Origin of the sequence: Pseudomonas sp. DNDY-54, assembly GCF_019880365.1 — a bacterium.
Lineage (GTDB): Bacteria > Pseudomonadota > Gammaproteobacteria > Pseudomonadales > Pseudomonadaceae > Stutzerimonas > Stutzerimonas stutzeri_P.
The window spans coordinates 2,077,210-2,090,347 of record NZ_CP082271.1 but is presented as its reverse complement, the minus strand read 5'-3'; the positions used below and the strand labels follow the sequence as shown (position 1 = coordinate 2,090,347).

11 protein-coding genes are annotated in these 13,138 nt (G+C 61.1%); 5 read left to right on the top strand and 6 right to left on the bottom strand.

The genetic code is table 11. The features are described 5' to 3' along the window. Positions 1-28 precede the first annotated feature (28 nt). From K4O48_RS09795 to xylB, 3 genes are all read left to right on the top strand, one after another. A complete protein-coding gene (locus K4O48_RS09795; RefSeq protein WP_222911814.1) occupies positions 29-1,132 on the top strand; it encodes an ABC transporter ATP-binding protein in 1,104 nt (367 codons plus the stop codon). Between the two features lie 97 nt (positions 1,133-1,229). After that, the gene (locus K4O48_RS09790) at positions 1,230-2,708 is read left to right on the top strand and encodes a mannitol dehydrogenase family protein (RefSeq protein WP_222911813.1); all 1,479 of its coding nucleotides are present in this window, start codon (positions 1,230-1,232) and stop codon (positions 2,706-2,708) included. Positions 2,709-2,719: 11 nt separating this feature from the next. Next, positions 2,720-4,243 carry a xylulokinase gene (xylB, locus tag K4O48_RS09785; protein ID WP_222911812.1) on the top strand — a complete coding sequence of 508 codons (1,524 nt, stop codon included), beginning with the start codon at positions 2,720-2,722 and terminating at the stop codon, positions 4,241-4,243. A 297-nt stretch (positions 4,244-4,540) separates the two neighbouring features. Here the strand turns inward: xylB and K4O48_RS09780 are convergent, their stop codons facing one another. Next, positions 4,541-5,767 (bottom strand): acyl-CoA dehydrogenase, encoded by a 1,227-nt coding sequence (locus K4O48_RS09780; protein ID WP_222911811.1) that lies wholly within the window; start codon positions 5,765-5,767, stop codon positions 4,541-4,543. A gap of 146 nt (positions 5,768-5,913) precedes the next feature. Here K4O48_RS09780 and K4O48_RS09775 point away from each other — a divergent pair, with 146 nt between their 5' ends. Then, complete coding sequence (locus K4O48_RS09775) at positions 5,914-6,828, top strand: LysR family transcriptional regulator (RefSeq protein ID WP_222911810.1); 915 nt, start codon at positions 5,914-5,916, stop codon at positions 6,826-6,828. A 36-nt stretch (positions 6,829-6,864) separates the two neighbouring features. Here K4O48_RS09775 and K4O48_RS09770 read toward each other — a convergent pair whose 3' ends face one another. The 4 genes from K4O48_RS09770 to K4O48_RS09755 all read right to left on the bottom strand — a co-directional run bounded on the left by K4O48_RS09770 (position 6,865) and on the right by K4O48_RS09755 (position 11,447). After that, entirely contained in the window at positions 6,865-7,884 is a 1,020-nt protein-coding gene (locus K4O48_RS09770; RefSeq protein ID WP_222911809.1) for a LacI family DNA-binding transcriptional regulator, read from the bottom strand. A gap of 64 nt (positions 7,885-7,948) precedes the next feature. Further along, positions 7,949-8,965, bottom strand: coding sequence for a TRAP transporter substrate-binding protein (locus K4O48_RS09765; protein WP_222911808.1), 1,017 nt, complete (start codon positions 8,963-8,965; stop codon positions 7,949-7,951). 75 nt (positions 8,966-9,040) lie between these two features. Then, entirely contained in the window at positions 9,041-10,318 is a 1,278-nt protein-coding gene (locus K4O48_RS09760) for a TRAP transporter large permease (protein WP_222911807.1), read from the bottom strand. Between the two features lie 40 nt (positions 10,319-10,358). Further along, positions 10,359-11,447, bottom strand: a complete 1,089-nt coding sequence (locus tag K4O48_RS09755; RefSeq protein ID WP_222912054.1) for a gluconokinase, GntK/IdnK-type — start codon at positions 11,445-11,447, stop codon at positions 10,359-10,361. 245 nt (positions 11,448-11,692) lie between these two features. Between K4O48_RS09755 and K4O48_RS09750 the strand changes: the two genes are divergently transcribed. Next, positions 11,693-11,971, top strand: coding sequence for a peptidylprolyl isomerase (locus K4O48_RS09750; protein WP_222911806.1), 279 nt, complete (start codon positions 11,693-11,695; stop codon positions 11,969-11,971). A gap of 6 nt (positions 11,972-11,977) precedes the next feature. On the opposite strand, the gene zapE is transcribed toward K4O48_RS09750, so the two are convergent. Beyond that, the gene (gene zapE / locus K4O48_RS09745; protein WP_222911805.1) at positions 11,978-13,105 is read right to left on the bottom strand and encodes a cell division protein ZapE; all 1,128 of its coding nucleotides are present in this window, start codon (positions 13,103-13,105) and stop codon (positions 11,978-11,980) included. Positions 13,106-13,138: the final 33 nt, after the last annotated feature.

The window sequence follows — 13,138 nt, the reverse complement described above, 5'->3', positions numbered from 1 at the left end:
AGATCGACAAGAATAAAAGGATTCGAACATGGCAGACCTTAAAGTCCGCAACTTGAAGAAAAGCTTCGACGGCAACGACATCATCAAGGGCATCGACCTGGACATTCGCGATCGCGAGTTCGTGGTATTCGTCGGCCCGTCCGGCTGTGGCAAGTCGACCCTGCTCCGGCTGATCGCCGGCCTTGAGGAAGTCAGCAGCGGCCGAATCGAACTGGACGGCCGCGACATCACCGATGTCAGCCCCGCCAAGCGCGACCTGGCCATGGTGTTCCAGACCTACGCGCTCTACCCCCACATGACGGTGCGCAAGAACATGTCCTTCGCCCTCGACCTGGCCGGGGCCGACAAGCAGGACGTCGCCCGCAAGATCGAAGCCGCCGCCCGTACGCTCGAACTCGAGCCACTGCTCGAACGCAAACCTCGGCAGCTCTCCGGCGGGCAACGGCAGCGTGTCGCGATTGGCCGCGCGATCGTGCGCAACCCCAAGGTGTTCCTCTTCGACGAACCGCTGTCGAACCTCGACGCCGCGCTACGCGTGCAGATGCGCCTTGAGCTGTCACGTCTGCATCAGGAATTGCAGGCGACCATGATCTACGTGACCCATGACCAGGTTGAGGCCATGACGCTGGCTGACAAAGTGGTGGTGCTCAACGGTGGGCGTATCGAGCAGGTCGGTTCGCCCATGGAGCTCTACCACAACCCCGCCAACCTGTTCGTCGCAGGTTTCCTCGGCACGCCAAAGATGGGCTTCTTGAAGGGCCGCATCAGCCAGGTCGACGCCACCGGATGCGAAGTGGAACTGGATGCAGGCTGCCGGCTGTACCTGCCGCGCAGCGGCCCATCACTCGCGGTGGGGGACGTCGTCACTCTGGGTATCCGCCCCGAGCATCTCAACCGCAGTACCGATGGCAACTGTCAGCTTGAGGTCAAAGCCGACGTCAGCGAACGACTGGGCAGCGACACCTACTGCCATGTCATCACTCAGGCGAACGAGCCGTTGACCATGCGCATCCGTGGCGATTTCACGCCTCGTTATGGCGAATCACTGAAGCTGACTCTCGATGCCGCGCATTGCCACCTGTTCGACGGCGATGGGCTGGCCGTCGGCCAATCTCTGCAACAGGCCGCTTGACGGGTAACCCGTCCCGATTCAATCCCGGCGAATCGCTGCTCCCTACGGCGGCGATGACGCCGTCGGCTTTTCGAAACTTAGCCCAGCGAGGCCTGACATGAAGTTGAAGCAACAGAATCTGCCACAGCTGCCGGCCCACATTTCCCGCCCGGCCTACGCGATAGACGAGGTTACGGCCGGCATCGCGCACATAGGGGTTGGCGGATTTCATCGCGCTCACCAGGCAGCGTATACCGATGCCCTCATGAACACCGGCGAGGGGCTTGACTGGGGCATCTGTGGCGTCGGCACACGCGCCGATGAAGTGGCCATGCGTGACGCGCTCGCCTCCCAGGACTACCTGTATACGCTGATAGAACTGGACGATAGACCGGACACCGAAGTGCGCGTTCTTGCCAGCATTCGGGACATGATGCTGGTCGGCGAGCACGGCTCCGAAGCGGTCGTCGCCCGACTGGCCGATCCGGTGATCCGCATTGTCTCGCTGACCATCACCGAAGGGGGCTACTGCCTCGACGACAGCACCGGCCAGTTCAATGCGCAACTGCCGCAGATTCAGCATGATCTGGAGCACCCGCGAACGCCCATCAGCGTGTTCGGCCTGCTATGCGCGGCGCTTGCCAAGCGCCGCGGCGAAGGTATCGGCCCATTCACCATCATGTCCTGCGATAACTTGCCCCATAACGGCGACGTTACCCGCACGGCAACCCTGGCGTTCGCCAATCTGGTCGATGCGGACCTGGCAAACTGGATCGCCCAGAACGTCAGCTTCCCCAACGCGATGGTCGACCGCATTACACCGATGACCAGCGCCGCGCACCGCAAGGCCCTCAGGCAGGAACATGGCGTGGATGACGCTTGGCCCGTGGTTTGCGAACCCTTCGTGCAGTGGGTGCTGGAGGACAAGTTCGTCGCGGGACGCCCCGCCTGGGAGAAGGTTGGCGTGCAGTTCACCGATGACGTATCGCCCTACGAGGAGATGAAGATCAAACTCCTCAACGGCAGCCACCTCGCGCTGACCTATCTGGGATTCCTGCGCGGCTATCGGTTCGTGCATGAAACCATGGCCGATCCGCTGTTCGTCGAGTACATCCGCCAGTACATGGATAAGGACGTCACGCCGCAGCTGGCCGCCGTGCCCGGCATCGACTTGACGCTCTACAAGCAGACGCTAATCGACCGCTTCTCCAATTGCGCTATCGCCGATCAACTGGAGCGCGTCTGCTCCGATGGCTCCTCGAAATTCCCGAAGTTCACGGTGCCAACCATCAACCGCCTCATCGCGGACAAGGCCGAGCTTGAACGCGCCGCGCTGGTAGTGGCGGCGTGGGCGCTGTACCTGCGTGGTGTCGACGAGAACAAAGTCACCTACCGTATTCCGGACCCTCGCGCTTCGTTCTGCCAGTCCCTGGTCGCGGAAGACGACGGGCTCGCCGAGCGATTGCTGGGCCGAGAGGAAATTTTCGGCGCGCAGATCCCACGCTCCTCGGCATTCCGCGACGCGTTCGAGCGAAACCTTCTGCGCTTGCGCACACTGGGCGTGAGCGGCACGCTTGATCTCCTGCTGACCCGCTAACGGAGGCGGTCATGTTTCTTGGTATCGATTGCGGCACCCAGGGCACCAAAGCATTGCTACTCGACGCCTCTAGCGGGCGTGTCCTGGGCCAGGGCTCGGCGAGCCATACGCTTCTAAGCGGCCCAAACGGACGCCGCGAGCAGGATACCGAGCAGTGGACCGCCGCTTTCGTCGCCGCGACTGCAGCCGCGCTGAATGCCGCCGGTGTCGATGGCAGCGGCGTGCTGGGCATTGGTGTTTCGGGGCAACAGCATGGCCTCGTGACACTCGACGACAAAGGACAGGTGCTTCGTCCGGCCAAATTGTGGTGCGACACGGAATCCGCCGCTGAAAATCAACGGCTGCTCGATTGGTTGGGCGGCGAACAGGGCTCGCTGCAACGCCTCGGCGTGGTCATTGCGCCTGGCTACACGGTGTCAAAACTGCTGTGGATGAAGGAGCAGCATGCTGAGCGCTTCGAGCGCATCGCTCACATCCTGTTGCCCCATGACTACCTCAACTACTGGCTGACCGGACGCTGTGCAAGTGAGTATGGCGATGCCTCAGGGACGGGCTATTTCAACGTCCGGTCCCGCCAATGGGACAATGCCATACTGCGCCATATCGATCCCACGGGCCGGCTCGAAGCGGCGCTGCCCGAGCTGATCGAGCCTCATCAGCCGGTCGGGCGGATCCGTCCTGAATTGGCCGCCACGTTAGGGCTGAATCCCCACGCACTCGTCGCGAGCGGTGGCGGCGACAACATGATGGGCGCGATCGGCACAGGCAATATTTCCCCCGGCGCGATCACCATGAGCCTCGGGACATCCGGCACTCTCTATGCGTTTGCTGACGAAGCCCGTATCAGCCCGCAGCCCTCAGTCGCGACGTTCTGTTCATCCAGCGGCGGCTGGCTGCCGCTGATCTGCACGATGAACCTGACCAATGCGAACGGTGCTATCCGCGATCTGCTACAGCTCGACCTCGATCAGTTCAATGCATTGGTGGCGCAATCTCCGATCGGGGCCAAAGGCGTAACCATGCTGCCATTTCTGAATGGCGAACGCGTCCCCGCCCTGCCCCAGGCCACGGCCAGCCTGCACGGCCTGACCGCCGACAACCTGACCCGAGCCAACCTCTGCCGCGCCGTCGTCGAGGGCGTCACCTTCGGCCTACGCTACGGATTGGATTTGCTGCGTGAGAGTGGGATACGTAGCGAGCGGATACAGCTGATCGGCGGCGGTGCGAACAATCCGCTGTGGCGGCAAATCGTCGCCGACATGATGGCCACGCCCGTGGTCTGCACGTCTCATAGCGAGGCTGCAGCGCTCGGGGGTGCGATCCAAGCCGCTTGGTGTCACGCCAGAGAAAGCGATTCTCAAGCCAGCCTTATCGAGCTTTGCGACCGTTGCGTCAGTCTTGACGAAACAACCGCGGTCGAACCTGAACCCAACGCCGTTCACGCCTATGAACAGGCCTACCGGCGCTACCGGGACCTGGTCAGCAGCACCTATGGTCAGCAAGCGCCACCGGATCTGATGACAGTCGCGCAGTGATGAACCGGCTCTGCTGTCGAGCTTGGCGTTGAGCAAGCCCAGGGCGCGGAATCACTTGTGATAAGGGCCCAGCTTGCTCTCCGTGATTGCGGCAACGCGCCGTATGTAGGGTGGGCTTCAGCCCACCAATCACCTCACTGGTGGGCTGAAGCCCACCCTACGGTCACTCTGAGGCATTAAGGGGACTGGCGCAGTCACCTTCACCAGCTCGCAGCTCATTCCCAACTGTCGGTGCATAAAAAAAGCAAAGCCACCTGAGTGGCTTTGCTTCTACCTTTTGCTCGGAGCTACCGTTGCTTAGCGGCTACGCAGCATTTCCCGTGGGAAGTACTTGCCCAGCTCATGCTTGGCGATCGACGCGCGGTGCACCTCGTCCGGTCCGTCAGCCAGGCGTAGCGTGCGCTGCATCGCCCACCAGTGCGCCAGTGGGAAGTCTTCGGAAACACCAGCGCCGCCGTGAATCTGAATGGCGCGGTCGATCACCTTCAACGCCACGTTTGGCGCCACGACCTTGATCTGCGCGATTTCACTCGCTGCAATCTTGTTACCCACGGTATCCATCATGTACGCGGCATTAAGGGTCAGCAGCCGCGCCATATTGATCTCGATCCGGCACTCAGCGATGTGGTCGAGGTTGGCACCCAGCCGCGCCAGCGGCTTGCCGAATGCCGTACGGTTCACCGAACGCTCGCACATCAGCCTCAGCGCGCGCTCGGCAACACCCACGGAGCGCATGCAGTGGTGAATGCGGCCTGGGCCCAAGCGGCCCTGAGCGATTTCAAAGCCACGGCCTTCACCCAGCAGAACGTTCTCATACGGGACCCGAACGTTCTCAAGCAGAACTTCGGCGTGCCCGTGCGGCGCATCGTCGTAGCCAAACACGGGCAGCGGACGCAGGACTTTAAGACCGGGCGCATCCATCGGCACGAGGATCATCGAATGCTGCTGGTGACGCGGCGCATCCGGGTTGGTCAGGCCCATGAAGATCATCACCTTGCAACGCGGATCGCAGGCACCAGACGTCCACCACTTGCGCCCGTTGATGACCCACTCATCACCTTCACGTACCGCGCGGGCCTCCATATTGGTCGCGTCCGATGAGGCTACGCCCGGCTCGGTCATGCCGAACGCCGAGCGAATTTCGCCGCGCAGCAAAGGCTCTAGCCATTGTTTCTTGTGCGCGTCGCTGCCATAGCGCACCAGGACTTCCATGTTGCCGGTGTCCGGCGCTGAGCAGTTGAATGCCTCAGGCCCCAGTCCCGAGCTGCCCATGATTTCAGCGAGTGGCGCGTATTCGGTGTTGGTCAGCCCGGCGCCCAGTTCCGAGTCCGGCAGAAACAGGTTCCACAGTCCTTCCGCCTTTGCCTTGGCCTTGAGCTCCTCGACGATGGCGGTCGGCTGCCAGCGATCGCCCTCGGCAACCTGCTGGTAGAAAACCTTTTCAGCGGGATAGACATGAGCATCCATGAACGCTTGGACGCGCTCTCTCAGCTCTTGAACCTTCGGGGAGTAGGCGAAATCCATGGGCGACAACCTTCTGGCAGGTAATGTTTTGTAGTTTTGAATGCTAGAGGAGGCCTGGTGATTTATCTAAGCTATTTTCCTCGTGTATAAACATTCATCACCGATATATGATCGGCGAATTCTGATACACGCCGGAGAGCACAACAATGAACCTGAACAAGGTCGATCTGAATCTTTTCATCGTCTTCGACGCCATCTACACCGAAGCGAATTTGACCCGTGCCGGGCAGATCGTCGGCATCACCCAGCCTGCGGTATCTAACGCGCTGGCCCGCCTGCGCGAGACCTTCAACGACCCGCTGTTCGTACGCACTGCGCAAGGCATGGTGCCGACGCCGATGGCGCAGAACATCATCGGCCCGGTGCGTAATGCACTTCAGCTGCTGCGCGTTTCGGTCCAGGAAAGCCGGACCTTCAATCCGCTGCAGGCGAACAAGACGTTCCGTATCAGCATGACCGACCTTACCGAGGCCGTCGTGCTACCGCCGCTCTTCCAACGCCTTCGCCGTCTGGCCCCGAACGTGAAGATCGAGAGCATGCTCGCCAAGCGCCGCGAAACCACAAAGGAACTGGCTGCCGGTCGCCTGGATTTCGCCATGGACGCGCCGCTGAATACCGATCCGCAGGTGCGACACGTCAAACTGCTCGAAGATCGATACGTCTGCGCGATGCGCCGCGGCCATCCCATGGCCAAGGACAAGCTCAGCGTCGAGGAATACCTGTCGTTGTCGCACATCCATATTTCCAGTCGCCGTAGCGGTCTGGGCATGGTCGATCTGGCGCTCGGCAAGATGGGACAGCAGCGCAAGATCGGCCTGCGCTCGCAGCACTACATGATGGCAACTCAGGTCATTCAGCAGACTGACATGGCGGTCACCGTACCGGAGCGTTTCGCCCGCCGTCACGACCTCCATCAGGTGCCGCTTCCCGTCGAGATCCCCCCGCTTGAAACCCATATCTACTGGCACGAAAGCACTGACCAGGATCCGGCCAACCGCTGGATGCGCGAGCAGATGATCGAGATCGCTCAACAAGTGACGGCGGCGCAGCAAGCCGAATGATTAGGCGCCGGTGAGCGCAACGCTTGCCGGCTGGCTTCACGCGCTTTCGCGCATCACCACCTCAAAGCCCACGTCGATTCGCCGTTTCGGAGGCGACTCGCCGCGCATCAGGCTAAGCAGCATCTGCCCCGCTAACTTGCCGATTTCGCCGCGAATGGTACGCACCGTCGTCAATGCGGGATGCATCCAGGCGGCCGCAGGTAAATCGTTGAACCCGGCGATTGCCAGTCTTTCCGGCACCGGCAGTTCCAATTGGCGAGCGCGAAACAGCGCGCCCAACGCCAAGTCGTCGTTGTTGAAGAAGATGGCATCGATTTGCGGATGCTGCGCCAGCAAACGATCGAGCAGCTCAGCGCCCAGGCCGATGGACGATACCTGGGGCGTAAGCAACTCCAGCGCAGCGTTGTAGCGCGACGCCTCACGCATCACCTGGCGATAACCGTCGGCCCGTTGCAGGGTGCGCGGGTCCAACTGAGCGGCGGCGAAGGCGATGTTCCGGTAGCCACGTTCGAGCAGCTTTCGCGTCATCGCCGCGCCGGCTTCGTACTGGGAAAAACCGACGCAATACTCTTCCTCGGCATCGCTCAATTCCATCAGCGTGACAATCGGGCTGGTGTAGCTGCCGAGCACCTCCCGCGCGGCATCACTGCGTTCGAAGCCTGTGATCAGAAGGCCTGCCGGCTGGTGTGCCAGATAGGCACGTAGCAGGCGTTCATCTTCTTCGGGATGGTAGTGGCTGACGCCGATCATCAACTCGTAACCGGCCGGCATCAGCACTCGCTGAATAGCCTCTACGGTGTCGACGAAAACGGCGTTGGACAGCGACGGAATGATGACTGCCACCAGATTCGAGCGCGCGCTGGCGAGGTTGCGCGCCGCGGTATGCGGTACGTAGCCTAGCGTCTTGACCGCTTCCATCACCCGTTCGCGCAGCGCATCGGACACACGTTCCGGTTGCGACAACGCCCGAGAAGCCGACATCAATGAGCAGCCGGCACTGCGGGCAACGTCGGAAAGCGTGGCCCGTTCCAGCGAACGGCGACGGCGAGAACTCATGGCAGCATCCAGCGAACGGTGGGGAATTCTATAAGAGGCGGCGCCCCCGCAGGGGCGCGCCCGATTACTTCGGCGCTTTGGCAATCTCGGCCTGAACCTCATTGAACAGCGGCTCGCCGACCGTATCGACTACGGTCTGTATCGCCGGCTTGGCCTGCTCACGCATGCGCTGGATCTCCTCCGGGCTGACCTTGTTGAGCTCCATGCCCTGCTCCTTGATCTTGGCGAGCGCTTCCTGAGCTTCGGCACGCGTGTCGGCGCGCTCTGAGTCGCGTGACGTCTTCGCCGCTTCCATGATGATGTTCTGCTCCGTCTCGGACAGGCCATCCCACCAGCGCTTGGAGGCTGTGACGATCCATGGGCTGTAAACGTGATTGGTCACGCTGAGGTACTTCTGCACCTCATAGAATTTCGAGGACAGAATGGTGTTGTATGGGTTTTCCTGCCCATCGACCGCCTTGGTTTCCAGCGCGGTGAACAGTTCAGAGAACGGCAGCGGGACGGCGTTGGCGCCCATCTGCTTGAACGTATCGATGAACACGGGGTTGGGCATCACACGCAGCTTAATGCCGTTGAAGTCTTCCATTTTTTCAACAGGACGGACGTTGTTGGTCAGGTTGCGGAAGCCATTTTCCCAGTACACCAGCCCTACCAGGCCTTTCTCCTCCAAGGCGTCCATGACCTTCTGCCCGACCGGACCGTCGAGCACATAATCCGCTTGCTTCTCGCTCTCGAACAGGAACGGCGTATCCCAGACGGCCATTTCCTCTGCAATCCCAACCAGCGTAGCGGTCGAGCCAACCATCATTTCCTGCGCCCCGCCCATCAGCGCGTTCTGCATCTGATCGTCCGATCCCAGGCTGGCCGACGCGAAGGTGCGCACCTTGAGCTTGCCGTCAGAGGCCTTGGCAATTTCCTCAGCGAGGACCTTGGCCGCACGACCCTGGTTGCTGTCCTCGTTAAGCCCGTAGCCGAAGCGAATCATGCGTGGGCGAATATCGTCGGCCGCTTGGGCGCTGACCGCGGTGATTGCGCTGCCAAGCGTGGTGGCCGCCAGGGCGGCTATCAGAAATCGTTTCATGCTGTCGTACCTTTTGTTGTTGTGGGTGGATGAAGCGTCTTGATCAGAATGAGTTCAGCAGCGCGCCGGTCGCGATCAACGTAACCATTGCAGCGGCACGGTGATGATCGACGGCACGGCGATAAGCAATGCGACGATGACCAGGTAAATGCAGAAGAACGGGGTCACGCCGCGCACCAGTGTTTCCATGCGCAGCCGCCCTATCCCACCGACGACGTTGAGCACGGTGCCGACCGGTGGTGTGATGAGACCAATCGAGCCGATCAGCACGAACATCACTCCGAAGTACACCGGATCGATGCCCGCCTTGACCGCAATGGGCGCCAACACGGGACCGAGAATGAGGATGGTTGGTGTCAGGTCGAGCACCATGCCGATGGCGATCATCAGCACCATGATGGCAACCATCAGCAGCTTCGGATCTTCGGCCAATGGGCCAAGCATTGACGCGATCTCGTCCGGAAGCTGCGCCAGCGTGATCATGTACGCCGACACGATCGCCGCGGCGCAGAGAAACATCACCGAAGCAGTAGTGCGGCTGGCACGGGTCAGCACCTCGACTACACCGTTCCAGCTGAGCTCGCGGTATAGCAGGGTCGAGACGCCCAATGCATAGACCGCGGCTACCACCGCGGCCTCGGTGGGTGTGAACAAACCGCCACGCAATCCGCCAACAATGATCACCGGCAACATCAGCGCAGCAGCCCCATCGACGAGTGCCTTGCGGCGCTCAGCGCCGCTGGCCTTCTCCTGTGGCGGCTCATCAATTTTGCGTGCAATCAGCGTCCAGGCAACGACGAGCCCAACCCCCATGATCAGCCCCGGCACCATACCGGCGAGAAACAACTGGCTGATGGACGTGTTGGTCACTACGCCATAGATAACGAACGGCATGGAGGGCGGAATGATCGGTGCGATGATTCCACCGGCGGCGACCAGACCCGACGACGAACTCAGCGGATAGCCACGTTCGCGCATCATCGGCAACAACAGCGTCGCCAGCGCGGCGGTGTCCGCCAGTGCCGAGCCGGACATGCTGGCCAGGAGCACCGAGGCGGCAATGGCGACATAGCCGAGGCCGCCCCGCTTGTGGCCAAAATAGGCTTGGGCCATGTTGATGATGCGACGGGAAATACCGCCGGCATTCATCAGCTCTCCGGCGAGAATGAAAAAAGGCACCGCCAGCAATGGAAAGCTATCGGCACCCGCTTGGAGGTTCTGTGCCAGCAGCTGCACGTCCCAAAAGTCCAGGTACCACATCAGCACTGCGCCAGTGAGTATCAGCGCGAATGCGATTGGCATGCCGAAGGCCATGAAGCCAAACAGAGAAGAAAGAAAAACGACGACAGTCATGCAAGAACCTCGGCGGGCGTTGCCCTGTTGTTATCGGGGGTCAGTCAGCCGTTACGTTGGCATCGGCAGCATGTGGCTGCGGTTGACCGCGCCAGACATTGACCAACTGCACGAGGGCCAGCACTGCCAGCGCAATCATGCTGACCATGACCGGCAGCATCGCGACCGCCAACGGGTAGCCCACCACTGGACTGTTGATCGTCCAGCCAAACTGCATCTGGTTCCATCCACCCATCGCGGCCATGCCGCTGGCGACTGCCACCATCAGCCAGCTGATCGAATCGACCACACGGCGAAAGAATGTCGGAAACCGGTCGCGAATCATGCTGAACGCCATCAGCTCACCGCGTCGCATGCTGGACGCGACGCCAACAAACACCAGCCAGACAAACGCCAGCCGCGACAGCTCTTCAGCACCGGTCCAGCCCGTGCCGAAGGCGTAACGCAACACAACGCTGCTGAAGACGACGATCACCATGAAGGCAAGCAGCGCGGCCATCAGCCAATCGGTGATCCGGTCAAACCCCTGGGCGAGCTTGCCGGTGTAAATCGGTGCGCCGGTCAGTTCGGCGCCTTTCCCGGCATCGCTGGTAGCGCTATCAAGCGGAGCCGCTGAATAACCCTCGCGGTCTGCGATCTCCAGGCCCGGCGCGCGCTGCATCCAGTCGACTATTTCCTCCAGGACCTGCTCGCGAGGCTGTGCGGCATCCACCACGAGCACACCGGGTTCGCCTTCCGGAGATTCGAGCGTGGCGAACTGGCTGTCCACCAGCGAAATGGGCATGAAATGCCCTTCACGACCGCCCACACGCTGCACCGCGGTGTCGTAGTCGATCGACAGGTGAGCGAACCGCACCTCAGCGACCGCATCGCGCAAAAGGTCTCGGTAGTGACGCTTCAGGGCGGAGCACGCAAGCACGAAGCCGACGCCATCATCGATGGCTCGTTGCATTTCGACGATGAGCTTCTGCAGCCACTCGACGCGGTCAGCGTCCGACAACGGCGTACCGGCGCGCATGCGCGCTACGTTCTCTTCAGGATGGAAATGATCGGCTTCGATATGTCGGAAGCCCAGCGCATCGGCGACGGCGTGGCTGGTTTCAGTCTTACCTGAACCGCTGACGCCCATCACAACCAATGCACGACTGACCGCTGGGAAATCGCTGTGGGGGTGGGAAGCCACTGCTTGGTCTCCGGCAGCATCAATGTGCTGCGATTATGTTTGTTGGCCAGAATGGTAGCGCTAACATGGCATAACCATAACTACCGTTCGTCGGCTCCGTGTTGCGCCAAACGGCAAAGCGTTCGTCTCAGCCATTTTGGATTTTCCACATCGCTGACTACAATCGCCGCCGCATTTCCGGAGATTGCCCAATGCCCAAAGCCATGGCCCGCCATATTCTGGTCAAAACCGAAGCTGAAGCCACGCAGCTGAAAAAGCGCATTGCGAACGGCGAGGCCTTCGACGTATTGGCCAAAAAATATTCAACCTGCCCGTCCGGCAAGAAAGGGGGCGATCTGGGCGAGGTTCGCCCCGGGCAGATGGTGCGCAGCATCGATCAAGTCATTTTCAAGAAAGCGCTGCGAGACGTGCACGGTCCGGTGAAAAGTCAGTTCGGTTATCACTTGGTCCAGGTGTTCTACCGCGACTGAGTTCGATCAGCTCGACCTGCCAAAGCGTTGCAGTTGCATTTCCCGCAGTCGACTCAGCGTGCGACGAAATGCAAACGACAGATACCCCTCCGTATACAGCTCATCCAGCGGCACCTCCGCTTCGAGGTACAACGGCACACCACGGTCATAGCATTCATCCACGAGCGCGATGAAGCGTCTGACCGCATCGTCACGGGCGGCAAGTTTTGGTAATTCTCGGTCGCCCGCGGCCACCCTTGTAGCGGCGTCTTCGGTTCCCCGTGCAATGCGCCCTTCTCGCGGCTCGCTGCCGAGCCGGGGCACCGCGCTGATGAGAATCGCCGAAAACCGATCGCATAGCTCAATGTAGTCGAGTGCGGAAAACGGCTGTTCGCATAGATCGGCAAAGTTGCACCACAGGACCGATTGGCTGTGACGCTCAGACTGTAGCCGGCGCCGGCCGACGCCCACCGAAGCCGCACTCACGCGCTCATCGCCAATCAGGTCGTGAAAGACTGAGTCCAGGGCGCCCGCTTCACCCGACGTTGCGAGCCAATAGCGCGGCAGCGCGTCTCCGGGACGTAGTCGGTGATCCTCACCGCCATCGACGCCAACCACCTTCATGTGCAGTTCGATAGCCGCAATGGCGGGCATGAAACGGTCGCGGTTGAAGCCATCCGCATAGAGCTGGTCGGGCGGCTGGTTAGAGGTGGCGACGATGGTCATTCCATGTTCGAACATCGCCTGAAATAGGCGGCCCAGGATGATTGCGTCGCCGATATCACTGACGAAGAGCTCGTCGAAACACAGCACGCGGACGTCGTCGCTGAGCTCCTTGGCAACCGCCTGTAGCGGGTCGGCGGTGCCGTTTAGCTGGAACAGGCGGATATGCACCCAACGCATGAAGTGATGAAAGTGCTGCCGACGTGAGGTGACACGCAGGCTGTCGTGAAACATGTCCATCAGCCAGGTCTTCCCGCGTCCGACCGGGCCCCAGAGATAAACACCGCGAGGAGCGTCCGCGCCGGCCTCATCGTGTAGTGCTTCATGACAGAGCTGTAGTTGCTCGACAGCCGTCAGCTGCGCCGTATCGCTGACGAAGCCGAGACGGGCAATGGCCTGCTGATACAAGGCACGCGGAGACGCAAATTTCATGTGAGCCGGCCAACGTCGAGGTGAGCGACGATG